At 61.8% G+C, this 24,390-nt stretch carries 19 protein-coding genes; 16 read left to right on the top strand and 3 right to left on the bottom strand.

The genetic code is table 11. The features are described from left to right. Positions 1-126 precede the first annotated feature (126 nt). From rimP to typA, 6 genes are all read left to right on the top strand, one after another. Positions 127-705 (top strand): ribosome maturation factor RimP, encoded by a 579-nt coding sequence (gene rimP / locus AC1RTQ_RS13545; RefSeq protein ID WP_302091251.1) that lies wholly within the window; start codon positions 127-129, stop codon positions 703-705. Between the two features lie 83 nt (positions 706-788). Continuing rightward, positions 789-2,276, top strand: a complete 1,488-nt coding sequence (gene nusA, locus AC1RTQ_RS13550) for a transcription termination factor NusA (RefSeq protein WP_492876436.1) — start codon at positions 789-791, stop codon at positions 2,274-2,276. Positions 2,277-2,299: 23 nt separating this feature from the next. Continuing rightward, complete coding sequence (gene infB / locus AC1RTQ_RS13555; RefSeq protein ID WP_492876438.1) at positions 2,300-5,131, top strand: translation initiation factor IF-2; 2,832 nt, start codon at positions 2,300-2,302, stop codon at positions 5,129-5,131. A 95-nt stretch (positions 5,132-5,226) separates the two neighbouring features. After that, positions 5,227-5,604, top strand: coding sequence for a 30S ribosome-binding factor RbfA (rbfA, locus tag AC1RTQ_RS13560; protein ID WP_003056352.1), 378 nt, complete (start codon positions 5,227-5,229; stop codon positions 5,602-5,604). A gap of 4 nt (positions 5,605-5,608) precedes the next feature. Continuing rightward, the gene (gene truB, locus AC1RTQ_RS13565) at positions 5,609-6,601 is read left to right on the top strand and encodes a tRNA pseudouridine(55) synthase TruB (RefSeq protein WP_492876441.1); all 993 of its coding nucleotides are present in this window, start codon (positions 5,609-5,611) and stop codon (positions 6,599-6,601) included. Then, the gene (gene typA, locus AC1RTQ_RS13570; RefSeq protein ID WP_492876443.1) at positions 6,598-8,424 is read left to right on the top strand and encodes a translational GTPase TypA; all 1,827 of its coding nucleotides are present in this window, start codon (positions 6,598-6,600) and stop codon (positions 8,422-8,424) included. The genes truB and typA overlap by 4 nt, the downstream gene beginning before the upstream one ends. A 118-nt stretch (positions 8,425-8,542) precedes the next feature. Here typA and AC1RTQ_RS13575 read toward each other — a convergent pair whose 3' ends face one another. Then, complete coding sequence (locus AC1RTQ_RS13575) at positions 8,543-9,448, bottom strand: LysR family transcriptional regulator (RefSeq protein ID WP_492876445.1); 906 nt, start codon at positions 9,446-9,448, stop codon at positions 8,543-8,545. 158 nt (positions 9,449-9,606) lie between these two features. Between AC1RTQ_RS13575 and AC1RTQ_RS13580 the strand changes: the two genes are divergently transcribed. Beyond that, positions 9,607-11,592: an alkyl/aryl-sulfatase gene (locus AC1RTQ_RS13580; protein ID WP_492876447.1), complete on the top strand. Its 1,986-nt coding sequence runs from the start codon at positions 9,607-9,609 to the stop codon at positions 11,590-11,592. An 83-nt stretch (positions 11,593-11,675) separates the two neighbouring features. Here AC1RTQ_RS13580 and AC1RTQ_RS13585 read toward each other — a convergent pair whose 3' ends face one another. Then, positions 11,676-11,981 (bottom strand): c-type cytochrome, encoded by a 306-nt coding sequence (locus tag AC1RTQ_RS13585; RefSeq protein WP_492876659.1) that lies wholly within the window; start codon positions 11,979-11,981, stop codon positions 11,676-11,678. A gap of 113 nt (positions 11,982-12,094) precedes the next feature. Here AC1RTQ_RS13585 and AC1RTQ_RS13590 point away from each other — a divergent pair, with 113 nt between their 5' ends. The 7 genes from AC1RTQ_RS13590 to AC1RTQ_RS13620 all read left to right on the top strand — a co-directional run bounded on the left by AC1RTQ_RS13590 (position 12,095) and on the right by AC1RTQ_RS13620 (position 20,862). After that, on the top strand, positions 12,095-12,334 hold the full coding sequence (locus AC1RTQ_RS13590; protein ID WP_492876449.1) for a TIGR04438 family Trp-rich protein: 240 nt from the start codon (positions 12,095-12,097) through the stop codon (positions 12,332-12,334). 140 nt (positions 12,335-12,474) lie between these two features. Continuing rightward, on the top strand, positions 12,475-14,334 hold the full coding sequence (gene ilvD, locus AC1RTQ_RS13595) for a dihydroxy-acid dehydratase (protein ID WP_302091245.1): 1,860 nt from the start codon (positions 12,475-12,477) through the stop codon (positions 14,332-14,334). Between the two features lie 115 nt (positions 14,335-14,449). After that, positions 14,450-15,457: a Bug family tripartite tricarboxylate transporter substrate binding protein gene (locus AC1RTQ_RS13600; protein ID WP_492876451.1), complete on the top strand. Its 1,008-nt coding sequence runs from the start codon at positions 14,450-14,452 to the stop codon at positions 15,455-15,457. Positions 15,458-15,602: 145 nt separating this feature from the next. Beyond that, positions 15,603-16,445 (top strand): prolipoprotein diacylglyceryl transferase, encoded by an 843-nt coding sequence (gene lgt / locus AC1RTQ_RS13605; RefSeq protein ID WP_492876453.1) that lies wholly within the window; start codon positions 15,603-15,605, stop codon positions 16,443-16,445. Positions 16,446-16,601: 156 nt separating this feature from the next. Beyond that, entirely contained in the window at positions 16,602-18,017 is a 1,416-nt protein-coding gene (locus AC1RTQ_RS13610; RefSeq protein WP_492876455.1) for a malonyl-CoA decarboxylase, read from the top strand. A 112-nt stretch (positions 18,018-18,129) separates the two neighbouring features. Beyond that, complete coding sequence (locus tag AC1RTQ_RS13615) at positions 18,130-19,146, top strand: Bug family tripartite tricarboxylate transporter substrate binding protein (protein WP_492876457.1); 1,017 nt, start codon at positions 18,130-18,132, stop codon at positions 19,144-19,146. A 162-nt stretch (positions 19,147-19,308) separates the two neighbouring features. Beyond that, positions 19,309-20,862, top strand: coding sequence for a malonate--CoA ligase (locus AC1RTQ_RS13620; RefSeq protein ID WP_492876661.1), 1,554 nt, complete (start codon positions 19,309-19,311; stop codon positions 20,860-20,862). 330 nt (positions 20,863-21,192) lie between these two features. On the opposite strand, the gene AC1RTQ_RS13625 is transcribed toward AC1RTQ_RS13620, so the two are convergent. Continuing rightward, positions 21,193-21,636 (bottom strand): universal stress protein, encoded by a 444-nt coding sequence (locus AC1RTQ_RS13625; protein WP_492876459.1) that lies wholly within the window; start codon positions 21,634-21,636, stop codon positions 21,193-21,195. 188 nt (positions 21,637-21,824) lie between these two features. On the opposite strand from AC1RTQ_RS13625, the gene AC1RTQ_RS13630 reads away from it, so the two are divergent. Next, positions 21,825-24,206, top strand: coding sequence for a heavy metal translocating P-type ATPase (locus tag AC1RTQ_RS13630; protein ID WP_492876663.1), 2,382 nt, complete (start codon positions 21,825-21,827; stop codon positions 24,204-24,206). Beyond that, the gene (gene ccoS / locus AC1RTQ_RS13635; RefSeq protein ID WP_003056328.1) at positions 24,206-24,343 is read left to right on the top strand and encodes a cbb3-type cytochrome oxidase assembly protein CcoS; all 138 of its coding nucleotides are present in this window, start codon (positions 24,206-24,208) and stop codon (positions 24,341-24,343) included. The genes AC1RTQ_RS13630 and ccoS overlap by 1 nt, the downstream gene beginning before the upstream one ends. The last annotated feature ends 47 nt before the right edge of the window (positions 24,344-24,390 follow it).

The following is a 24,390-nucleotide window of genomic DNA, read 5'->3' on the forward strand; positions in this document are numbered from 1 at the left end:
ACGGCTTCACGACCAAACGGGCGGGTACATACCGCCCGTTTTTTTTGGGCAATTCATGGCGAAACCTGTTTGTGACAGAGCTAAGTCCATGATTTGACAGATTTTTCGGGATTGAACTGAATACACGTGGCACTACAGCAAATCGTTGAACAAACCGTGACAGGTCTGGGCTATGACCTGGTTGAAATCGAGCGCTCGGCCGGCGGCCTGCTGCGCATCACGATTGATTTGCCTTGGCAGGCGCCGGAGGAAGGTGCGCCTGAGCTGCCCGAGCAGTTCGTGACAGTAGAAGACTGCGAAAAGGTCACGCGCCAGCTTCAGTTTGCGCTGGAAGTCGATGGTGCTGACTACGCCCGCCTGGAGGTCTCTTCTCCAGGCATTGATCGTTTGCTGCGCCATGAGCAGGACTTCATCCGCTTTGAAGGCTCGGAGGTGGATCTGACGCTCAAGGCTCCCATCGGGGCTGCTGGCGGCGACAAGGTCAATGCAAACCGCAAGAAATTTCGTGGCACGCTGGAGCGGACTGAAGAAGGTGGCTGGCAGCTCGTCTGGAGCGATGAGCCGCCTCCCAAGCCGGGCGTGCGCGTCAGCAAGAAGCGTGAGCCAGCGCCGTTGAACGCCATGGGCTTTACGCTTGACGAGTTGCGCGAAGCTCGTCTGGCACCGATTGTGAATTTCAAAGGACGCGCAGCCAAGCTCGATTGAGGCAGCTGAAGCGTTGGAATCTTTTGGGGCAAAGAGGTCGCATGCAAATCCTCTTTGTGTGATTGAAATAGGAGAGTCGTCGCATGAATCGCGAACTGTTGATGTTGGTTGAAGCCATTTCGCGTGAAAAGAACGTGGAACGCGATGTGGTTTTTGGTGCCGTGGAATCCGCACTGGCACAGGCCACCAAGAAGCTGTACCAAGGTGAAGTAGACATCCGCGTGTCCATCGATCGCGAAAGCGGCGACTACGACACCTTCCGCCGCTGGGTGGTGGTGTCTGACGATGCCGGTCTGCAGAACCCCGATGCCGAAGAAATGCTGATGGATGCGGAAGACCGCGTGCCCGGCATTCAAATTGGTGAGTTCATTGAAGAGCAGATCGAGTCGCTGCCCATTGGCCGTATCGGTGCCATGGCTGCCAAGCAGGTCATCCTGCAGAAGATTCGCGACGCCGAGCGCGAAATGCTGCTCAACGAATTCCTGGGCCGTGGCGATAAGATCTTTACCGGTACCGTCAAGCGCATGGACAAGGGCGACATCATTGTCGAATCCGGCCGTGTGGAAGGCCGACTCAAGCGCGGCGAGATGATCCCCAAGGAAAATCTGCGCAATGGCGACCGCGTGCGTGCCATGATCATGGAAGTCGACGCCACTTTGCGCGGCGCTCCCATCCTGCTGTCGCGCTCGGCTCCCGAATTCATGGTGGAATTGTTCCGCAATGAAGTGCCCGAGATCGAGCAAGGCCTGCTGGAGATCAAGAGCTGCGCCCGTGACGCCGGCTCTCGTGCCAAGATCGCCGTACTGAGCCACGACAAGCGCGTGGACCCCATCGGCACCTGCGTCGGCGTGCGCGGCACCCGTGTGAACGCCGTGACCAACGAGTTGGCCGGCGAGCGTGTGGATATCGTGCTGTGGTCCGAAGACCCCGCTCAGTTCGTGATCGGTGCTCTGGCTCCTGCCAATGTCTCTTCCATCGTCGTGGACGAGGAAAAGCACGCCATGGACGTGGTGGTGGACGAGGAAAATCTGGCTATCGCCATCGGTCGCGGCGGTCAGAACGTGCGTCTGGCCTCCGAGCTGACAGGCTGGAAGATCAACATCATGGACGCTGCAGAGTCTGCTCAGAAGCAGGCCGACGAGTCGGCTGTCTCGCGCAAGCTGTTCATGGAAAAGCTGGATGTGGACGAGGAAATCGCCAACATCCTGATCGAAGAAGGTTTCGAGACCCTGGAAGAAGTGGCCTATGTGCCGCTGCAGGAAATGCTCGAAATCGAATCCTTCGACGAAGAGACGGTAAACGAGCTGCGTAGCCGCGCCAAGGATGCACTGCTGAGTCAGGAAATTGCTCGCGAAGAAAATGTGAGCAAGGCATCCGATGATCTGGTGTCTCTGGACAGCATGACTTCCGAACTGCTGGACAAGCTGGCGCAAGCTGATGTGCACACCCGTGATGATCTGGCCGACCTGGCAATCGATGAGCTGACCGAAATCACCGGTCAGACTGCCGAAGAAGCCAAGGCCTTGATCATGAAGGCGCGTGAGCACTGGTTTACCGATGGGCAAGAGTAAGGTCAGGGAGGTACAGAGCATTTATGTCGAGTAATACGGTTGCAGAATTTGCGAAAGAGCGCAACACGACCCCTGATACCTTGCTGCAGCAGCTCAAGGCCGCCGGGGTTGACAAGGTCAATGCTGCTGATGCGCTGACCGAAGGTGACAAGCAGCGCTTGCTGTCTCACCTGCAGGCCAGCCATGGCAGCGGCGCCAAGAAGATCACGCTGACCAAGAAATCCACCAGCGAAATCAAGCAGGCGGATTCATCGGGCCGTGCTCGTACGATTCAGGTGGAAGTGCGCAAGAAGCGCACTTTCGTGAAGCGGGAAGACACTCCCGCCGAGGCTCAGGCCAATGCGCAAAGCATGGCTAAGGCTGTGCAGGAGCGTGCCGCTACTCAAGAGCTGGCACGCCGTGAAGAAGATGCTCGCCGAGAGGTTGAGCTGTTGAGCCATCAGGAAGAACAATTGGCCAAGGAACGTCAAGAGCGCGAAGAGCGCGAGCGCCGCGAGCGCGAAGCCGAAGAGCGTGCTGCAGCCTATGCAGCCGCAGAAGTCGCCAAGGTGGCTGAAGCCAAGGCGGCTAAGGAAGAGGAAAAGCGCGGTCACGCCGCTGGTGCTGCTGCACGTGCAGCAGCCCAGGCAGATGCACGCGCCAAGGCGGAAGCCGAATCCCAGGCCAAGGCTGCTGAAGAAGCCAGCCGCGCCAAGGATCTGGATGAACGCCGCCGCAAGGCCCTGGCCGAGGCGGAAGCCATCCGCGCCATGATGGCTGCGCCCAAGAAGGTGCTGGTCGCCAAGAAGCCCGAGGAGCCCAAAAAGGCTGCTCCGGTCGCTGCGGATGCCAAGAAGCCTGTTGCCGCCAAGGATGGCAACAAGCCCGCAGGCAGCCCTGGCGCGGCCAATGCCGGCGGCGGTGCCCGTCCCGGCAAGGAGGTCAAGTCCGCCAAGCTGTCTTCGAGCTGGTCCAACGATGCGGCCAAGAAGAAGGAAATCAAGACCCGTGGCGACAGCTCCGGTGGCGTGGCTGGCCGCTCCAACTGGCGCGGTGGCCCCAGGGGCCGTCGTGGCAATGACCGTCACGAGCAGCAACAGCAGCAGGCTCCCGAGTTCCGTCAGCTGGAGATCTCGGTGCCCGAGACCATCACTGTGGCCGAACTGGCTCACAAGATGGCCATCAAGGCATCCGAGCTGATCAAGGTTCTGATGAAGATGGGCCAGATGGTCACCATCAACCAGCCGCTGGACCAGGACACCGCCATGATCGTGGTGGAAGAAATGGGCCATACCGCCAAGGTGGCTGCGCTGGACGATCTGGAAGCCTTCACCGCCGAGGAAGTCTCCAACGCCGAAGCCGAGAAACTGCCGCGCGCTCCCGTGGTGACCGTCATGGGTCACGTGGACCACGGCAAGACCTCGCTGCTGGACTACATCCGTCGCACCAGAGTGGCGTCGGGCGAAGCCGGCGGCATCACGCAGCACATCGGTGCCTACCATGTGAAGACGCCTCGCGGCATCATCACTTTCCTGGACACTCCCGGTCACGAGGCCTTCACGGCCATGCGTGCTCGCGGTGCCAAGTCCACCGACATCGTGATTCTGGTGGCCGCTGCCGACGACGGCGTGATGCCCCAGACCAAGGAAGCCATCAAGCACGCCAAGGCGGCTGGTGTTCCCATCGTGGTGGCCATCACCAAGGCCGACAAGCCCGAAGCCAACCCCGACCGCGTCAAGCAGGAGCTGGTTGTGGAAGAGGTGCTGCCCGAAGAGTACGGCGGTGACTCTCCCTTTGTGGCCGTGTCCTCCAAGACTGGCCAGGGCATCGACGAGCTGCTGGAGCAAGTGCTGCTGCAGGCCGAAGTGCTGGAACTCAATGCGCCGGTGGATGCCGCTGCCAAGGGTATCGTGATCGAAGCCCAGCTGGACAAGGGCCGTGGTACCGTGGCTACGGTGCTGGTGCAGTCCGGTACGCTGAAGGTCGGCGATGTGGTGCTGGCAGGTCAGACCTATGGCCGCGTGCGAGCCATGCTCGACGAAGACGGCAAGCAGACCAAGGAAGCCGGTCCTTCCATCCCTGTCGAGATTCAGGGTCTGAACGAAGTGCCCCAGGCCGGTGACGACTTCATGGTGCTGAGCGACGAACGCCGTGCCCGTGAAATCGCGACCTACCGCGCTGGCAAGTTCCGCAACACCAAGCTGGCCAAGCAGCAGGCTGCGAAGCTGGAAAACATGTTCGCCGAAATGTCCGCTGGCGATGTGCAGACTCTGCCCATCATCATCAAGGCCGACATGCAAGGCTCGCAGGAAGCTCTGGCAACCTCGCTGCTCAAGCTGTCGACCGACGAGATCAAGGTTCAGCTGGTGTACTCCGGCGTGGGCGGTATTTCCGAGTCCGACGTCAACCTGGCACTGGCTTCCAAGGCCATCATCATCGGCTTCAACGTGCGTGCGGATGCTCAGGCCCGCAAGACGGCCGAAGGCAACGGTGTCGACGTTCGCTACTACAACATCATCTACGACGCCGTGGATGAGGTGAAGGCTGCGATGTCCGGCATGCTGGCTCCCGAGAAGCGCGAAGAGATCATCGGTATGGCCGAGATCCGTACCGTGTTCGTGGCGACGAAGATCGGCACCATTGCCGGCTCGTACATCACGCAAGGTCACGTCACCCGCAACGCACACTTCCGTCTGCTGCGCGACAACGTGGTCATCTACACGGGCGAAATCGAGTCGCTGCGCCGCCTCAAGGACGATGTCAAGGAAGTCAAGGAAGGCTTCGAGTGCGGTATCAAGCTGCGCAACTACAACGACATCAAGGAAGGCGACGTGCTGGAAGTCTTCGAGATCAAGGAAATCGCTCGTACGCTGTAAAAGCAATAGCTGCTAGCGCCTGCTCTGCAAGGATTTGAGGCTGAAAACGCCTTGAACTCCTTGTGCAGCAAGCGCAAATAGCTCCTTTTTTATTCATGGCAACCAAACGCAAATCTGCTGCTCCCAATCGCAGCTTCAAAGTTTCCGACCAGATCCAGCGTGATCTGTCGGAGCTGATCGCCCGCGAGTTGAAGGACCCGCGCGTCGGCATGGTCACGCTGCAAGGCGTGGAGGTGACTCCTGACTATGCCCACGCCAAGGTGTTCTTCAGCGTGCTTGTCGGCGATCCCGAAGTGACGCTGGCAGCACTCAATCAGGCCGCAGGCTTTCTGCGCAACGGCCTGTTCAAGCGTCTGCACATTCATACCGTGCCCACGCTGCATTTCGTCTACGACCGCACTACAGAGCGCGCTGCCGACATGAACGCCTTGATCGCCAAGGCTGTGGCGTCGCGCGGACCCGAACAGGAATAAGCACATGAACGCCCCTCGCACCCGGGTGCAGCGGCGCCCTGTGCATGGGGTGTTGCTGCTCGATAAACCGCTGGGCTGGTCCAGCAACGATATCTTGCAGAAGGTCAAGTGGCTGCTGCGCGCCGAAAAGGCCGGGCATACAGGCACGCTTGATCCGCTGGCCAGTGGCGTGCTGCCGCTGTGTTTCGGCGCTGCCACCAAATTCAGTCAGCTTCAGCTCGAAGCCGAGAAAACCTACGAAGCCATTGCCCGCCTGGGCCAGACCACGACCACGGCCGATGCCGAGGGCGATGTGGTGCTGGAGCGTGCCGTCGATCTGGCCACCATCACCCCCGAGCGCCTGGCGCAGGTGCAGGCGCAGTTCACGGGCGACATCAAGCAGGTGCCGCCCATGCACAGTGCGCTGAAAAAGGACGGCAAGGCACTCTATGAATACGCCCGTGCGGGCGTGGAAGTGGAGCGCCCCGCACGCGATGTCACGATTCATGCATTGGATCTGACGCTGGTGCAGGACGATCAGGGGTATCCGGCCGTCAAGATGAGAGTGACCTGCAGCAAGGGCACTTACATCCGCACATTGGGCGAAGACGTGGGCGAGGCCTTGGGCTGTGGCGCCCACTTGCGTTTTCTGCGCCGTGTGGAGACCGGCGGTCTTGAGGTGTCGCGCTGCGTGACGCTGCAGGCGCTGGAAGCCATGAACGATGAAGAGCGCATCGCGCAGGTTCAGCCTGTCGATACCCTGCTGCATCGTCATGTCGTCGTCACCTTGGGTGAACAGGATGCAGGTCGCTTTCTATCAGGCTTGCGCCGTCGAGGGTCTTGGGCGGATTCCCCGGCCGTGGCGGTGTATGGTGAGCGCCCGCATGCCCTTTTAGGGGTAGGCCGTGTGGCGAGCGGGGAGTTGGTCCCCGAGCGCCTGCTCAGTCCGCTAGAAATTCAACAAATTTTGGAAGGAACGCCGCGTCCACAAGCAAGCGGCATTTTGGAAACATTATGAGCAAACAAATCCGCAACATTGCGATCATCGCGCACGTTGACCACGGTAAGACCACCATGGTGGACCAACTGCTGCGCCAGTCCGGCACTTTTGCCGAGCACGAAAAAGTCGTCGACACCGTGATGGACAACCATGCCATCGAACGTGAGCGCGGCATCACCATTCTGGCCAAGAACTGTGCCGTGTCCTGGAAGGACACCCACATCAACATTCTCGACACGCCCGGTCACGCGGACTTCGGCGGTGAAGTGGAACGCGCCCTGTCCATGGTCGACGGCGTGGTGCTGCTGATCGACGCGCAAGAGGGCCCCATGCCCCAGACGCGCTTCGTGACCAAGAAGGCTCTGGCCCTGGGTCTGCGCCCCATCGTGGTGGTGAACAAGGTGGACAAGCCCGGTGCCAACCCCGACAAGGTGATCAACGCCGCTTTCGACCTGTTCGACAAGCTGGGCGCCACCGACGAGCAACTGGACTTCCCCGTGGTCTATGCCTCCGGCATCAACGGCTGGTCGTCCAAGGAAGAGGGCGAGCCCGGTGCCAAGTGGGGTGAGGACATGTCCGCCCTGTTCGACACCATCCTGGCTCACGTGCCTGCCGTGCAAGGCGATGCCAGCGCTCCTTTGCAGCTGCAGATCTCCGCTCTGGACTACTCCACCTTCGTTGGTCGTATCGGCGTGGGCCGCATCACCCAGGGCACGCTCAAGCCCGGTCAGCAAGTGGCTGTGATGGCCGGTCCTGACGGCAAGAGCTACAGCGGCAAGATCAACCAGGTGCATACCTTCCAGGGTATCGATCGCGTGCAGGCCACCGAAGCCGGTCCTTCCGAGATCGTGCTGATCAGCGGTATCGAAAACATCGGCATCGGCGAAACCGTCACCGACCCGGTCAATCCCCAGCCTCTGCCCATGCTGAAGATTGACGAGCCCACCCTGACCATGAACTTCTGCGTGAACACCTCGCCCCTGGCAGGTCGTGAAGGCAAGTTCGTGACCAGCCGCCAGATCTGGGACCGTCTGCAAAAGGAACTGCGTTCCAACGTGGCTCTGCGCGTCAAGGAAACCGACGAAGACGGTATCTTTGAAGTCTCCGGCCGTGGTGAACTGCACCTGACCATCCTGCTGGAAGAAATGCGCCGCGAAGGCTACGAGCTGGCCGTGTCCAAGCCCCGCGTCGTGATGCAGATGATCGACGGTGAAAAGCACGAGCCTATCGAGCTGGTGACGGCCGACATCGAAGAAGGCCACCAGGGCGGCGTGATGCAGGCACTGGGCGAGCGCAAGGGCGAGCTGGTGAACATGGAACCCGATGGCCGCGGTCGCGTCCGTCTGGAATACCGTATCCCTGCCCGTGGCCTGATCGGTTTCACCAACGAATTCCTGAACCTGACACGTGGTTCCGGTCTGATCGCCAATATCTTCGACAGCTACGAACCCCATAAGGGCGAGATCGGCGGCCGCAAGAACGGCGTGCTGATCTCCATGGACGACGGTGAAATCTTCACCTACGCCCTGGGCAAGCTGGACGACCGCGGTCGCATGTTCGTGAAGGCCGGCGACCCCGTGTACGAAGGCATGATCATCGGCATCCACAGCCGAGACAACGACCTGGTGGTGAACGCCACGCGTACCAAGCAGCTGACCAACTTCCGCGTCAGCGGCAAGGAAGATGCGATCAAGATCACGCCTCCCATCGACCTGTCGCTGGAATACGGTGTGGAATTCATCGAAGACGACGAGCTGCTGGAAATCACCCCCACCAGCCTGCGCGTGCGCAAGCGTCACCTGAAGGAGCACGATCGCAAGCGTGCTTCGCGTGATGCGTAATTCACTGGCTTAGGCTGTGAATCCCAAAAAAGGCCCTTCGGGGCCTTTTTTATTATCCCCAGGCCGTCCAAAGGCAAGAGGCGGCAACACGCAGTGGCCGAGCGTGGGGCGTCACTTTTCATGCCTGTGCCGCCAGCTCGCAAACCTGCTGCACCAGCCACTGAGCCATGGGGGAAAGGCTGCGCCCGCGTTGCCAGACCACGCCATAGCTCGAAGTCATGGCCGGCACCTGTCCCACCCTCACGGCCTGTAGCTGTCCGCCTTGCAGCCAAGGACGCACCGCAGGTTCGATGGCGGCCAGCACGGTGTCGGTGTGCAGCGTCAGCTGGATTAGGCTGTTGACATCGTCGCACTCCACCGCAAGCAGATTCTTGTCATGGCCCAGCTGCAACTGGGCGCATAGGGCATCGCGCACGGGTTGGGGCAGACGCACGGCAGCCAGGCCATGGGCATGCAAATGGGCCAGCGTGAAATCGGTTGGCTCGGACTGCAGCAGCGGATGGCCGCTGCGCACATAAAGGCCGCCGGGCTGGGTGGGCAGTGCGCGTACCGTGCAGTCGCTGCCAGCGGGTAGCTCACGGGTTTCGGCCACGAAGAATTCGATCTCGTCGTCCTTGAGGCGCTGCAGCAATTGTTGCCAGTTTCCCATGATGGCGCGCACATGTACTGCAGCAAAGGCTTTACGGGCCTGTTGCAGCAGTGGCGGCAGCAGGAACTGAGCCGGAAACGGGCCAAAGCCGCAGGCCGTGTCCCCCATCTGCCGATCTCGATAGAGCTGTACATCGCGTTGCAGATTGCGGCTTTGGCGCACCAGCTCACGGGCGCGCTCCAGCACAAACTGGCCAGCGGCCGTGGGACGAACCTCCCCCGCACCGCGCTCGAAGAGCTTCATCGCAAATTCTTGCTCTGCTGCCTGCACGCTGCGCGTCAGTGCGGGCTGGCTCAGATGCAACTGCTCAGCGGCACGAGCGTAATTAGCCTTGTCGGCCAGCATGACCAGATGCTGCAGTCGGCGTATGTCCATGGTGATGAGTTCAATGCATTGAAATTTCTCAGACTATGCATTGGACGCAATACATGGCGCTGCCCAGAATGTGACAGCAGCCTCGGTGGAGTTGAAGCCTTTTGGGACTCTGACGTAGATCCATCAAACGCTGACCGCTATAACAAAAGGAGACATATATGGAATTTCGGCTCACCCCCAAAGTCGGTGTTGCCGCCTTGCTTGCCGCTGGCGTGCTGGCTGGCTGCGCAGCACCTTCTGCCGTTCCGCAAAATGCAGGCTCGCTACAGGCAGGCCAGGTCAGCAGTGCCACGCGCGAGGTGCTGGCCACTTTTGCACAAAGCCTGCCGCCTGACGATGCTCAGGATCGCGAAGATGCGCAGCGAGGCCTGATTGCCAGACCCTCGGGCCAGGTCCGGGACGCAGGTGGTCGCGTGCTCAAGGACTTTGCCTCCTTTGATTTTGTGCAGGGCACCGCGCCCGACAGTGTCAATCCCAGCCTTTGGCGCCATGCCCGGCTCAATGCCCAGGCGGGGCTGTTCAAGGTCAGCGACGGTATCTACCAGTTGCGCGGCTTTGACATAGGCAACATCACCCTGGTCGAGGGAAAGACTGGCTGGATTGTGGTGGACACGCTGACCAGCCGCGAGATTGCCGCAGCCGCCATGGCATTTGCGCGTCAGCACTTGGGCAACAAGCCCGTGACGGCGCTGATCTTCACGCACAGCCATGCAGACCACTTTGGCGGTGCATTGGGAGTCATCAGCCTGGCGGAAGTGGCGCGGCGCAAAGTGCCCGTGGTGGCGCCTGCGGGCTTCATGAATGAGGCCACCAGCGAGAACTTGCTCGTGGGCACAGCCATGGCGCGGCGAGCCATCTATCAGTTCGGCACGCGGCTGCCGTTGTCGCCCACGGGCAATGTGGACACGGGCCTGGGCAAGAGCCTGGTCAGCGGCCATACGGGCATTCTGCCCCCCACCATCAGCGTGGACAGGGCCGACCAGGAAATGATGCTGGACGGCGTGCGCTTCGTGTTTCACAACATGCCCGGGGCCGAGGCCCCTGCCGAGCTGACTTTCAGCATCCCTGAGTACAAGGCCTTTGGAGGGGCCGAGATTCTGGCGCAGACCATGCACAATCTGCTGCCCATACGCGGTGCCAAGGTGCGTGATGCCTTGCAGTGGTCTGCCTATCTGCAAAAGGTGCTGGAGCAGGCTGGCGATGCGGAGGTGCTGTTCAACCAGCACAACTGGCCGGTCTGGGGCAAGGTGCATATTGCCAGCTTCATCAGCCGCCAGCGCGATCTCTACCAGTTCATGCATGACCAGACCGTGCGCCTTATCAACAAGGGGCTGCAGCCTGCCGAGATTGCCGAGCAGATCAAGCTGCCGTCGTCGCTCGGGGCGTTCTGGGGCGGACGTGGCTACTACGGCGATCTGCGTCATAACGTCAAAGCCATCTACCAGTTCTACCTCGGCAATTACGATGGCAACCCAGCCAATCTGGATCCGCTGCCGCCTAAGCTCAAGGCGCAGAAATATGTGGCGGCGCTGGGTGGGGCAGCCAAGGTGCTGGAGCAAGGCAGTGCAGCGGCTGAGCAGGGCGACTATCGCTGGGCCGTGGAGCTGCTGCAGCAACTGGTGTTTGCCGAGCCGGGCAACGCGGTGGCGAAAGAGCTGCTGGCCCGCTGCCATGAACAGCTGGGCTACCGCGCCGAGTCTGCCACCTGGCGTAACAGCTATCTGACGGCGGCGCTGGAGTTGCGCCAGGGTGTGGTGCCCATGTCCAAGGATGTATCGGCCATGGCCGAGATGACGGCGCAGATTCCGACCGAGCGTTTTCTCGAAGTGCTGGCCACACGGCTCGACGCAGTCAAGGCTGCGGACAGGCGCTTTGTAATGAATCTGGCGCTGGATGATGTGGGCGAGCGCTATGTGATCTGGCTTGAAAACGCGGTGCTGCATTTCCGCAAGGCGCCAGCCCAGGATGGCGCGGATGTGTCGCTGAGCCTCACCCGACCCGCATTCCTGAAGCTCTTGTCCGGAGCTGCCATGGAGGGGCAAGCGCCAGCAGCCATGAAAATCGAGGGTGACCGTGCAGCGCTGGGGGCATTTCTGAAGCTGTTTGATGCCAGCCGTCCCGACTTCCCCATCGTCACCCGGTAGGGCGGTAGCCTGAAAAAAAACCGCATGGCAGCCATGCGGTTTTTGATAACGGCCTTGTCTTGCGCCGTCGTGAAGTGGTCGATTTACTTTTGCGCCAGAATCCAGGCCACCAGCTTCTTGGCATCGGCGTCGTTCACCTGAGGATTGGCGGGCATGGGCACGGGGCCCCACACGCCGGAGCCGCCCTTCATGACTTTGGCAGCCAGCTTGTCTACAGCATCCTTTTGGCCCGCATACTTGGCGGCCACATCCTTGAATGCGGGACCAACCAGCTTCTTGTCAACAGCGTGGCAGGCCATGCAGTTCTTGGACTGCGCCAGGGCCTGATCGGCCATGGCAGGGGCCACGGCAGCGGCGGAAAGGGCGAAGGCGATCAGAAATTGCTTCATCATGAGTTCCCAGGGTGCGGGGTTAAAGTTGATCTTTTAGCGCATTGTAGTGCTTGGGTTGTGTACTCTCCAGTGCACTCTGTGTTTTGGAAAATCAACCAAAAAGGGGATGTATGTATCTGTTAGGTTTGGCGATCGTGTTGTCTGTGCTCAAGCTCGTAGAGATCGGGCCTGTCGCAGGCTGGAGCTGGTGGCCGATTCTGGCCATCTATGGCGCGGCTGCCGCTTGGTGGGCCTGGGCCGATGCTTCCGGCTATACCAAGCGCAAGGCCGTGCAGAGGATGGACCTGCGCAAGAAAGAGCGTATCGATCGTCAGAAGCAAACCATGGCACCGGGTCAGCGACGTCGTTGAGCAGCGAATCAGGCATCGTGATTGACGATGTCTTGCGATTGTTTTGCCTGACAGCCCGCCATGGGCTAGGCATCGCTGCATTGCAGTGCTGGGCCATAATCCAAAGAATCATTTCCCGATAACGTCTTATAGCGAACCCCATGCCCGCATACCGTTCCAAAACCTCCACTGGCGGCCGCAACATGGCCGGTGCGCGCGCCCTGTGGCGTGCCACCGGCATGAAAGATGGCGATTTTGACAAGCCCATCATTGCGATTGCCAACTCCTTCACCCAGTTCGTGCCCGGCCATGTGCATCTGAAGGATCTGGGGCAACTGGTCGCGCGCGAGATCGAGGCGGCCGGCGGTGTGGCCAAGGAGTTCAACACCATCGCCGTGGACGATGGCATCGCCATGGGTCATGACGGCATGCTGTATTCGCTGCCCAGTCGCGACCTGATCGCGGACTCGGTCGAGTACATGGTCAATGCCCATTGCGCCGATGCGCTGGTGTGCATCTCCAACTGCGACAAGATCACCCCCGGCATGTTGATGGCCGCGATGCGTCTGAACATTCCGGTGATCTTTGTTTCCGGCGGCCCCATGGAAGCCGGCAAGACCCGGCTGGCCAACCCCGAAACCAAGACCATCGAGTTCAAGAAGCTGGACCTGGTGGACGCCATGGTGATCGCGGCCGATCAGCGCTATTCCGACGCCGAAGTGGCCGAGGTGGAACGCTCCGCCTGTCCGACCTGCGGTTCCTGCTCGGGCATGTTCACCGCCAATTCGATGAACTGCCTGACCGAAGCGCTGGGCCTGTCCCTGCCCGGCAACGGCACCGTGGTGGCCACGCATGCCGACCGCGAAGAGCTGTTCCTGCGCGCAGGCCGCCGCATCGTCGAGCTGGCCCGCGACTATTACGAGAACGACAACGACAGCGTGCTGCCGCGCTCCGTGGGCTTCAAGGCGTTCGAGAACTGCATCACGCTGGACATCGCCATGGGCGGCTCCACCAATACCATCCTGCACTTGCTGGCCATCGCCCAGGAAGCGGGTATCGATTTCACCATGGCCGACATCGACCGCCTCTCGCGCGTCGTGCCCCAGCTGTGCAAGGTGGCGCCCAACACGCCCAAGTACCACATCGAAGACGTACACCGCGCCGGCGGCATCATGGCCATCCTGGGCGAGCTGGACCGCGCCGGCAAGCTGCACACCGATGTGCCCACGGTGCACGCCAAGACCATGAAGGATGCGCTGGAGCAGTGGGACATCATGCGCACGCAGGACGAGGCCGTGCGCCACTTCTACATGGCCGGCCCGGCCGGCATTCCCACGCAGGTGGCGTTCAGCCAGAACACCCGCTGGCCCAGCCTGGATGTGGACCGTGCCGAAGGCTGCATCCGCAGCTACGAGCACGCTTTCAGCAAGGAAGGCGGCCTGGCCGTACTGCGCGGCAACATCGCGCTGGACGGCTGCGTGGTGAAGTCCGCAGGCGTGGACGAGTCGATCCTGGTGTTCGAAGGCCCGGCCCATGTGGTCGAGTCGCAGGACGAGGCCGTGGCCAACATCCTGGCCGACAAGGTCAAGGCCGGCGACGTGGTCATCGTGCGCTACGAAGGCCCCAAGGGCGGCCCCGGCATGCAGGAAATGCTCTACCCCACCAGCTACATCAAGTCCAAGGGTCTGGGCAAGGCGTGCGCGCTGCTGACGGACGGCCGCTTCTCGGGCGGTACCTCCGGCCTGTCCATCGGTCACTGCTCTCCCGAGGCGGCAGCCGGCGGCGCGATCGGTCTGGTGCAGAACGGCGACATCATCCGCATCGACATTCCCAACCGCAGCATCAACATGCTGGTCAGCGACGAAGAGCTGGCCCGCCGCCGTGAAGCGCAGAATGCCAAGGGCTGGAAGCCTGCCCAAGCGCGTCCCCGCAAGATCTCGGCAGCCCTCAAGGCCTATGCCAAGCTGGTGACCAGCGCCGACACCGGCGCCGTGCGCGATCTGTCGCTGCTCGACGACTAAGTTACGTTTGTTTCGTCATTTCGTCAGTGCGGACTCCCGTGCTGACGGACAATCCTACAGCCGCTCGATGCAAGTCGCGCGGCTGTTTTTATGGTCTTGCCGGAAAGTGATCTCCATGTCTTTCGCTGTTCGCCCCTCCTTCTTGTTCAAGACCGCAGGGCTGCTGGCCTTGCTGGGGGCATTGACGGCGCAGGCTGCAGAAGGGCTTTATCCGCAGCGTCCCGTGCGTCTGGTGGTCCCTTTCACGCCCGGAGGCTCTACCGATATCGTGGCGCGCCTGGTTGCCGATGCCATGCACACGACTCTGGGCCAGCCCGTGGTGGTCGACAACCGCTCCGGCGCCAGCGGCTTCATCGGGGCCGAGGCCGTGGCCAATGCGGCGCCTGACGGCTACACGATCGGCCTGGGCACCATCAGCACGCTGGTGGTCAATCCCATCATGCTGCCCCAGTCGGCACGCATAGATCCTGCCAAGGCCTTTGTACCGGTGGTTGCACTGGCGTCCATTCCGTCGGTGTTCTCCGTGCATCCGAATATGGGTGTGCAGAACTACGCCCAGTTCCTCACCGTTGCGCGCAGCAAGCCGGGTCAGTTCAATATCGGATCGGCCGGAGTAGGCTCCATCGGGCATCTGATTGCCGAACGCCTCAATGCCGATCTCAAGCTCAAGCTGCACCACATTCCCTACAAGGGGCAAGGGCCGGTGATCAGCGGCGCACTGTCGGGCGAGACCCAGGTGCTCAGCGATCAATACCCTTCGTCGGCTGCGCATGTGGCTGCGGGCCGCCTGATGGCGTTCGCCGTGGCCGCGCAGGAGCGCCTGCCGGCCCTGCCGCAGGTGCCTACGTTCAGGGAGCTGGGTCACCCTGTGTTCAACGATCTGGCCATCACCTGGTTCGGTATCGTTGCTCCGGCAGGAACGCCTCAGGCCGTCGTGACCAGGCTCAACGGCGCAGCCAACGCGGCCCTGCAGGAGCCTGCCGTGCAGGAGCGGTTGCAGGCCATGGGCGTGCATGTATTGGGCGGCACACCGCAGCGCTTGAGCACCATGATGGATGAGACCGCCAGGGTTGTGCGCCAGACCGTGCGAGAGCAGGGTCTGGCGGCGGACAAGCCGCATTGACGCTTCACATGGGACTGCCGGTGCCCGATGCCGCAGTCATCCAGGCCGTGGTTGGGCGTCTCTGCGGTCTTTGGATCGACGAATGAGGCCTTGAAGCGTTCTTGGTGCATACAGTTTTGCAGAAACGTCATCGGCCTGCGGCACAATGCCTGACATGCTGATGTATCCGCACATTGATCCTGTAGCCGTGCAGATTGGCCCGCTGGCCGTGCACTGGTATGGCATAACCTATCTGGTGGCCTTTGGTCTGTTCCTGTTTCTGGGCACGCGCAGACTGCACCATCCTCCATTCAAATACATGACGGGCGAGCGTGCCTGGTCGCGCAAGGATGTGGAGGACATTCTCTTCCTCGGCGTGCTGGGCGTGGTCGTGGGCGGGCGCATCGGCTACTGCCTGTTCTACAAGCCTGGCTACTACCTATCGCATCCGCTGGAGATTCTTGCCGTCTGGCAGGGCGGCATGAGCTTTCACGGCGGCCTGCTGGGCGTTATCGGCTCCATGATCTGGTTTGCGCGCTCGCGCAAGCGCAACTGGCTGGAAGTCGCAGATTTTGTGGCGCCTTGCGTGCCCACAGGGCTGGCTGCGGGCCGGATCGGCAACTTCATCAACGGCGAACTCTGGGGACGTTTTGCGAGTGCCGATCTGCCCTGGGCCATGGTGTTCCCGCAAAGCGGCTCCATGCTGCCGCGTCATCCCTCGCAGATCTATCAATTCCTGATGGAAGGGCTGCTGCTGTTTTTCATCCTGTGGCTGTACGCGCGCAAGGAGCACAAGCCCGGCCAGGTCTCGGCGGTATTTCTGATCGGCTATGGGGCTTTCCGCTTCATTGCAGAGTACTTCCGCGAGCCCGACGACTTCCTGGGCATTCTGTCTTTGGGCATGAGCATGGGGCAGTGGCTGTGCATTCCCATGATCGTGGCCGGTGTCCTCATGTGGGTGTGGTGCGGCAAGCGCCAGGCCTACGCGGTTCAGCGAACCACGGCCTGAAGGCCAGATCCTCGGAAAACGCAGACTTCGGTCTGCGTTTTTCATGGTGCGGTGTGCGAGGTGGGAAAACTACACATAATGGCTGAAAGCGTTACTGCAATTGCGGTATCTGCTTCTTCAATGAGAGCATGATGGTGCTGGAACAAGGAGATGCATATGGGTTGGGCAGCCGAGTGGATTGAGCAAACCAAGCTGTGGGTGCGCGGGGCTGAGGGCGAGAAGGGCGACGGCCAGCATCGCCCGCTGGCGCAACGCCTGGAGGCCACCTTGCGTCGTGGGGAGGAGGCGCTGTCGCCGCGCGAGCTGCGTCGCTTGCTGCAGGACATGCAGCAGGTGGCCGATACTGCGCTCAGCGACGTGGAAGGCGGCCGTCACGCGCAGGTGCTGATGGAGTGGTATGGCAATGCCGATCCGGCCGCACGCAAGGACTTCTGGCTGCTGGCGATCGAAAAGTTCGGCCCCGATGCCAAGGCCTTGCAGGCGGCACGCGAGCGCTACGACAAGGCGGGCAGCGATGTGGAGCGCGGCGAGGCGGAGATGAGCCTGCGCCGCGCCCTGGTTTCATCACGCACGCGGCTGCTGCAGCGTTTTGCCCAGCCCAAGGGCGGCATGGGCTTTTTGGTCGATATGCGTGCCGAACTGCTGGCTTTGCCCAAGGCCGAGCAGCACTATGTGGCGCTGGACGCCGAGCTGGAGCATCTGTTTTCCAGTTGGTTCGATGTGGCCTTGCTGGAGCTCAAGAGCCTGAACTGGGATTCGCCCGCATCGCTGCTCGAAAAGCTGATCAAGTACGAGGCTGTGCACGATATCCGCAGCTGGGCCGATCTGAAAAATCGCCTCGACAGCGACCGCCGCTGCTATGGGTTCTTTCACCCGCGCATGCCCAATGTGCCGCTGATCTTTGTGGAGGTGGCACTGCTGGACAAGATGGCGGGCAGTATGGCTCCGCTGCTGGACGAAGCCGCAGCGGCTGCCGATCTGGCCAAGGCCAATACCGCCATCTTCTACTCCATCAGCAACACCCAGACCGGACTCAAGGGCGTGAGCTTCGGCGATTCGCTCATCAAGCATGTGGTGGAGACGCTCACGCAGGAGTTCCCCAAGCTCAAGCAGTTCGCCACGCTGTCGCCCATTCCGGGACTGCGCAGCTGGTTGAGCAAGAACGGCGATGCGGCGCTGGCGGAGCTGGACGACAAGCAAAAGGCTGCCCTGGAAAAAGTGGCAGGCGGAGTGAGTGCCGCGCAATTGCTGGCTGCGCTGGACGACCCCGGCTCGCTGCCGGAAAAGTCGGTGGTGCGTCAGGCCGCCATGTTTTGCGCCGCGCGCTATCTGGGTCGGGAAACTGCCAAGGGTCGTCCGCTGGATGCCGTGGCACGCTTTCACCTTGGCAACGGTGCGCGCGTGGAGCGCCTGAACTGGGCGGCAGACCTGTCGTCCAAGGGGCTCAAGCAATCCATGGGGCTGATGGTCAACTATCTGTATGACCTCAAGCGCCTGGACAAGCACCGCAGCCTGTTGGCGCAGAGCAAGATTCCCGTTTCCTCGGAGATCGAATCGCTGTGCAAGGGTTGAGTGCATCGCGACTCGCGCTGCACCCGACCTGAGCCGGCTTTTGCTGCTGCGTCTTCCAACCACAAGCCCGGCGGCAGCGATGCCGCTGACTGGGCGCGCTGAGGAGACATGCATGCAGGATTGTTGGGCAAAGAGCGTGGGTTTGCAGCGGCGCACGCTGCTTAGGTCGACGGGGGTGTTTTTGGCGGCAGGGGCATCGGGCTGGGCGGGCCTGGCCCAGGCATCGGAATGGCCGAGCAGGCCGGTCAACCTGATCGTGCCTTTTCCTGCCGGCGGCGGCACCGACACCTTTGCCAGACCGTTCTCTGCCCAGTTCGCCAAGACCTCGGGCAAGACCCTGGTGATAGACAACCGCGGTGGTGCGGGCGGCACGCTGGGCGCCAGCATTGCGGCCAAGTCCGCGCCCGACGGCTACAACTTCTTCATGGGCGGGACCCACCATGTGATTGCGCCCTCGGTCTACCCCAAGCTCGATTACGACCTGGAGCGCGACTTCATCCCGCTGGCGCTGCTGGCCAGCGTGCCACAAGTCGTGGTGGTCAATCCCAAGAAGGTGACGCATGCCAGCTTGCAGGCCCTTGTGCAGGACCTGCGCGCCAACCCCGGCAAGTACAACTATGCCTCGGCAGGGCCGGGTTCCTCGCACCATCTGGCGGGCGAGCTGTTCAAGCTGCAGACCAAGACCCAGATCACCCATATTCCCTACAAAGGTGCGGGCCCTGCGTTGCAGGACCTGATAGCGGGCAATGTGGACATGCTGTTCGACGGCCTGGGCTCATCGGCCCAGCATATCAAGGGTGGCCGCATCAAGGCCTTGATGGTGGCGGGAGCCAAGCGCAACCCTGCCTTCCCTGATGTGCCCAGCGCTGCCGAGTGCGGTCTGCCGGACTTCACCGTCACCACCTGGTATGGACTATGGGCGCCCAAGGGGACGCCAGCTGCCGTGCAGCAGCAGATGCTGGACGAGGTGCGCAAGATCGGAGCAGCCGAGGACATCAAGGCTGCCTGGGCCAAGAACGGTGCCGACTATGGGCAGCTGAGCCAGCCGCAGTTTGCTGCCATGGTGCAAAGCGAGATCCAGCGCTGGGCCCATGTGGTCAAGGCGGCGAATGTGAAGATTGACTCCTGAGCCTGCTGGCTGCTTTACGGGGCGGCCTTTGCGGGCGCCCCATTTGAAGAAGTGCGTTTTTTCAGTGCCTGCTGCCATCAGTCAGGCCGGGGCCGGGCCTATGATGCCCATGGACCTTTTGCTTTCACCGTTGCCGAGTTCGACAGCATCACGATGACCGATATGCCTCAAGCCAATCTTTTCAGCGCGCTGCGCGCTGCGTTTCCTGCGGATCTGACGAAAAATGCCGTGGAGGCCATCGAGCCCGATGGCTCCAGCCTCTACTACACCTGGGCCGATCTGGAGCAGGGCAGTGCACGCATGGCCAATCTGCTGGCCTCTCTGGATCTGCCCGAGGGCAGCCGCATTGCGGTGCAGGTGGAAAAATCGGTCGAAGCCATGATGCTGTACCTGGCCACGCTGCGCAGCGGCCATGTGTTCCTGCCGCTGAACACGGCCTACCAGAGCGCAGAGATGGAGTACTTCATCACCAATGCCGAGCCGGCCGTGGTGGTCTGCGCACCCGGCTGTTTCGGCTGGGTGTCCAAGATTGCATTCAACCACGGCGTGGGCCATGTCTACACCCTGGGCACCGATCGCACGGGCAGCTTGCTGGAGCGCGCGGTCCACCACAGCGACGAGCACCAGGTCGTTGCGCGCCGCACCGACGATCTGGCGGCGATTCTCTACACCAGCGGCACCACGGGGCGCAGCAAGGGTGCCATGCTCAGTCACGGCAATCTGCTGAGCAATGCGGCGATGCTCAAGGTCTACTGGGGCTGGAAGGACGGCGATGTGCTGATGCACGCGCTGCCCATCTTCCATGTGCATGGCCTGTTTGTGGCCATTCACGGGGCGCTGCTCAACGGCAGTCCCATGATCTGGTTTGCCCGCTTCGAGCCCGAGGCCGTCATGGCGCGCTTCAAGGACGCGACCGTCTTCATGGGCGTGCCGACCCTTTATGTGCGCATGCTGGCCGATGCCAGGCTGGACCGCGACATGGCCGCGCACATGCGGCTCTTCATCTCGGGCTCGGCCCCCATGCTGATCGAGACCTTCCGCGCCTGGAAGACGCGTACCGGCCACACCATCCTCGAGCGCTACGGCATGAGCGAGACCATCATGCTGACCTCCAACCCCTATCAGGCCGATGCGCGCTACGGCAACGAGGCCGAGCGTCGCGGCGCCACAGTGGGCTTTCCGCTGCCGGGCGTGGGCGTGCGCATTCATGGCGACGACGGCAAACCCCTGCCCGCAGGTGAGATCGGCAATATCGAGGTCCAGGGGCCCAATGTCTTCAAGGGCTACTGGCGCATGCCCGAGAAGACGGCCGAGGAGTTCACGGCCGACGGCTGGTTCAAGACCGGCGATGTGGGCATGCAGGATGCGCGCGGCTACTTCAGCATCGTGGGGCGCAGCAAGGACTTGATCATCTCGGGCGGCTACAACGTCTATCCGGCCGAAGTGGAGGGCTTCATCAACGATTTGCCTGGCGTGGACGAAAGCGCCCTGGTGGGCGTGCCGCACCCGGACTTTGGCGAGGTCGGCGTTGCCGTCATCGTGCCGCGCAAGGGCGCGCAGCTGGATGGGCTGAAGATTCTGGAGTTGCTCAAGGCCCGGCTGGCCAACTTCAAGGTGCCCAAGCGCTGCTATGTGGTGGACAGCCTGCCGCGCAACACCATGGGCAAGGTCCAGAAGAAGCTGCTGCGCGATCAGTATCAGCAGGAGTTCTCCTGAACCTGCTGCCGAGCGTCTCCAGTCGGACGCCAGGCGTTGGTTTTTGGCTGCACTATTGGCTGCGTTTCAGGCGCTTGTCTTTTGACTTGACTCCTGAAAAGTGAGCTGTTTACGCAGTCTGGTAGCCGAATTCAGTATCGAATCTGTCTGAAAATAAAGCAGCTTGTACGCAAGCTGCTTTTAATTTGTGAGTGGCAAACGGCGGCCTCCGAGCGGCATGCGCACTGGATATCAGGGCGAGCCCCGCAAGGGGCGCTCGGCCAGGGTCGTCCCCCCGTGCAGATGCCATCCCCTTCCGTGGAAGCCGCGAAGCGGCTCAGGGGGAGTCAATCAGCGCAGCACCAGCACCGGCACGTGTGAGTGCGTCAGCACATGCTGGGTTTCGCTGCCCAGCAGCAGGCGCTGCAGACCCTTGCGACCGTGCGAAGCCATGACGATCAGGTCGCAGTCATGCTTTTTGGCCATCTCCACAATCGACTCGGCCACCAGGTCGGAGTGGGTGATTTCGGTGGTGACATTGACCTTGCGCTCATGGCCAAAGGCTTTGACGCCGTTCAGCAGGGTCTGGGCCTGAGTGGTCCATTGCTCTTCAATGCGCTTGGCTTCCTTGATGTCCAGCAAGTCGGTGCCTTCCAGGTAGCTGCGCGGATAGTGCGAGACAACCTTGAGTGCAATCACGCTGGCGCCGCACAAAGCGGCCAGATCCAGGCCTGCATGCACAGCCTTGTCCGAGAGTTCGGTGCCGTCGGTAGCAATCAAAATGCGGTTGTACATAGCTTTCTCCTTAGGTTGCAGGCGTTGTGAATACAAGCATATGTCGATTGGGCAGTTAACGGTTGATTAATGTCAAGGTGGGTATCATCTGGCGTAGTTACGCTTGAAACATGTCCCAACACACTACTGTCCAGCCTTCCGCGGCAGAGCCTGCTGTTGCTGACACCGGTTTCCTGAACGTGTCCCAGATGCACAGTCATCTGCTGGACGATCCGCAAGAATGGAGCTCGTTTGGTCGCCCCGCCGGCCAGAGCCCCAAGGCCCCAATCTCCGAGAGCGCAACCGAGTCCCCGGTGTGGGATTCCTTCGTGGTTCTGGAGGGCATGCACTGTGCTGCGTGCGCGCTGACCATCGAGGAGGCGCTTCGGGCCGTCCCTGGAGTGCAGGCCGCCGAAGTCAGTGCCGCAACGCGCCGAGCCCGTGTCGAGTGGCGTCCCGCCCAGGTGCTTCCATCGCAATGGATGGAGGCCATATCACGTGCCGGCTACCGGGCCTTGCCTGCGCGCGACGCGTTTGCGCGTGAGCTGCGTCAGGCCGAGACGCGCCGCGCCCTGTGGCGCTGGCTGGTGGCCGGCCTGTGCATGATGCAGGTGATGATGTACGCATGGCCTGCCTACACGGCGCGCCCCGGTGATCTGTCGCTGGAGATGGAGACCTTGCTGCGCTGGGCATCCTGGGTGATTTCTCTGCCCGTGGTGCTGTTTTGCTGCGGCCCGTTCTTCAAGAGCGCGCTCAAGGACATCACCCAGCGCCGCGTGAGCATGGACCTGCCTGTGGCCCTGGGCATGTTCATCGCCTTTGTCATCAGCACGCTGGGCACTTTTGATCCCTCCGGTCCCTTCGGTCAGGAAGTCTTTTTCGACTCGCTGACCATGTTTGTCTTCTTCCTGCTCACAGGGCGCTGGCTGGAGCTGCGCCTGCGCGACCGTACGGCCGGTGCATTGGAAGCCGTGATGAACCGGCTGCCGGATTCGGTGCTGCGTCAGCAGCCTGACACAGGCGAGTTCGAGCGCGTGGCCACACGTCGGTTGCGCGTGGGCGATGTGGTGCGCGTGCTCACGGGCGAGGCTTTTCCCGCAGACGGCCGGATTCTGCGCGGTACCACCCATGCCGATGAGGCACTTCTGACCGGCGAATCCACGCCTGTTTTGCGTGCGCAGGGCGATGCAGTCACCGCCGGCAGCTACAACCTGGACAGTGTTGTCGATGTGAGAGTGGACAGCGTGGGTGAGGGCACCCGCTTTGCGCAGATCGTGAATCTGATGGAAAGCGCTTCGCTGCAAAAGCCAACACTGGCCCAGCTGGCCGACAGGGTGGCCCGTCCTTTCCTTGTCGTGGTGCTGCTGGCGGCGCTAGCTGCGGCCATCTGGTGGTGGCCTGCCGATCCGGGCAAAGCCATGATGGTGGCCGTGGCCGTGCTCATCGTCACCTGCCCCTGTGCGCTTTCTCTGGCAACGCCCGTGGCCATGCTGACGGCGGCCGGCACCCTGGCGCGCAGCGGCGTGCTGGTGCGCAATCTGCAGGGGCTGGAGGCGCTGGCTGCTGTGGATACGCTGGTGTTCGACAAGACCGGGACGCTGACGCGCGACGGCCTGGTGCTGCGCGCGCTGACACCTGCTGAAGGTCAAAACACTGATGACCTGCTGGCGCTGGCCGCCTTGCTGGCGCGTCAGTCCATGCATCCCGCTTCCAAGGCCCTGGCGCATGCGGCCGAGGTGGCCGAACTGCCTGCCAGCGCGTGGCTGCTGGACTCCGTTCAGGAAGTTGCCGGCAGCGGCCTTGATGTCTGGGTGCAGGCGCGCAGCAATACCGCTTTGCGCCGTCATCTTCGTCTGGGCTCGGCCGCGCATTGCGGCGTGCCCGAGTTGGCACCGCATGAGCCAGGGCAGAGCGTGATGCTGGCCGAGCAATTGCAAAGTGGCTGGCTGCCCCTGGCGCAGTTCCATCTGAGCGAGGACGTGCGTCCCGAAGCGGCCCAGGTCATTGCCGACCTCAGGCAGCAAGGTGTGGCGGTGCAACTGCTCTCAGGAGACCGTTCTGCGGCAGTGCGCACGGTCGCCGCCAGACTGGGCATAGAGCGGGCGCAGGGTGATTGCAAACCGCAGGACAAGCTGGCAGCCATGCAGGCGGCACAGGCTGCAGGGCATAAGGTTGCCATGGTCGGCGACGGCCTGAATGACGGCCCAGTTTTAGCCGGAGCGCATGTCTCTTTTGCTTTTGGTAAAGCAGTGCCGCTGGCACAATCGCGAGCAGACTTCGTGGTACTGGGAGACAGCCTGGAGTTAGTGTTGCAAAGCCTGTTGCTGGCCCGCCGGACCCTGTCCGTGGTGCGCCAGAACCTGGGCTGGGCAGCAGCCTATAACGCGATCTCTATTCCTCTGGCCCTTGTGGGCTGGATGCCTGCCTGGCTGGCAGGGCTCGGCATGGCGCTGAGCTCCTTGCTGGTCGTCGCCAACGCAGCCCGTCTTGCACGTGCGTTGCCGCTGCAGGCTGCAGATAGCAACGCGTCCGCCCCCGCGCACCTTGCGCCGCGGGGCACCGTCATGCCACTGACTCAAGGAGGCCATTGATGGACATTTTGTATGTATTGATTCCGCTGTCGGTTGTTCTGGTCATGGCCATTGTGGCTGCCCTGTGGTGGGCCGTGTACCGGGGCCAGTTCGAGAGCGTGGAACAAGAAGGCGAGCGCATTCTTCGCGACGATTGATGTGGCTCAACGAGCCCGACCAGAAACCGATGAACACTTTGCAAGAT

It is taken from the genome of Comamonas sp. GW821-FHT11H03 (assembly GCF_058807955.1).

What these genes read in the sequence shown, in the direction of transcription:
- rbfA (WP_003056352.1), top strand. Translation starts at nt 5,227, where the DNA reads ATGGCAACCAAACGCAAATCTGCTGCTCCCAATCGCAGCTTCAAAGTT.
- ccoS (WP_003056328.1), top strand. Translation starts at nt 24,206, where the DNA reads ATGGACATTTTGTATGTATTGATTCCGCTGTCGGTTGTTCTGGTCATG.
- AC1RTQ_RS13625 (WP_492876459.1), bottom strand. Translation starts at nt 21,636, where the DNA reads ATGTACAACCGCATTTTGATTGCTACCGACGGCACCGAACTCTCGGAC.
- AC1RTQ_RS13630 (WP_492876663.1), top strand. Translation starts at nt 21,825, where the DNA reads ATGCACAGTCATCTGCTGGACGATCCGCAAGAATGGAGCTCGTTTGGT.
- AC1RTQ_RS13585 (WP_492876659.1), bottom strand. Translation starts at nt 11,981, where the DNA reads ATGAAGCAATTTCTGATCGCCTTCGCCCTTTCCGCCGCTGCCGTGGCC.
- AC1RTQ_RS13615 (WP_492876457.1), top strand. Translation starts at nt 18,130, where the DNA reads ATGCAGGATTGTTGGGCAAAGAGCGTGGGTTTGCAGCGGCGCACGCTG.
- AC1RTQ_RS13610 (WP_492876455.1), top strand. Translation starts at nt 16,602, where the DNA reads ATGGGTTGGGCAGCCGAGTGGATTGAGCAAACCAAGCTGTGGGTGCGC.
- infB (WP_492876438.1), top strand. Translation starts at nt 2,300, where the DNA reads ATGTCGAGTAATACGGTTGCAGAATTTGCGAAAGAGCGCAACACGACC.
- AC1RTQ_RS13575 (WP_492876445.1), bottom strand. Translation starts at nt 9,448, where the DNA reads ATGGACATACGCCGACTGCAGCATCTGGTCATGCTGGCCGACAAGGCT.
- typA (WP_492876443.1), top strand. Translation starts at nt 6,598, where the DNA reads ATGAGCAAACAAATCCGCAACATTGCGATCATCGCGCACGTTGACCAC.
- AC1RTQ_RS13620 (WP_492876661.1), top strand. Translation starts at nt 19,309, where the DNA reads ATGCCTCAAGCCAATCTTTTCAGCGCGCTGCGCGCTGCGTTTCCTGCG.
- AC1RTQ_RS13580 (WP_492876447.1), top strand. Translation starts at nt 9,607, where the DNA reads ATGGAATTTCGGCTCACCCCCAAAGTCGGTGTTGCCGCCTTGCTTGCC.
- ilvD (WP_302091245.1), top strand. Translation starts at nt 12,475, where the DNA reads ATGCCCGCATACCGTTCCAAAACCTCCACTGGCGGCCGCAACATGGCC.
- truB (WP_492876441.1), top strand. Translation starts at nt 5,609, where the DNA reads ATGAACGCCCCTCGCACCCGGGTGCAGCGGCGCCCTGTGCATGGGGTG.
- nusA (WP_492876436.1), top strand. Translation starts at nt 789, where the DNA reads ATGAATCGCGAACTGTTGATGTTGGTTGAAGCCATTTCGCGTGAAAAG.
- AC1RTQ_RS13590 (WP_492876449.1), top strand. Translation starts at nt 12,095, where the DNA reads ATGTATCTGTTAGGTTTGGCGATCGTGTTGTCTGTGCTCAAGCTCGTA.
- AC1RTQ_RS13600 (WP_492876451.1), top strand. Translation starts at nt 14,450, where the DNA reads ATGTCTTTCGCTGTTCGCCCCTCCTTCTTGTTCAAGACCGCAGGGCTG.
- lgt (WP_492876453.1), top strand. Translation starts at nt 15,603, where the DNA reads ATGCCTGACATGCTGATGTATCCGCACATTGATCCTGTAGCCGTGCAG.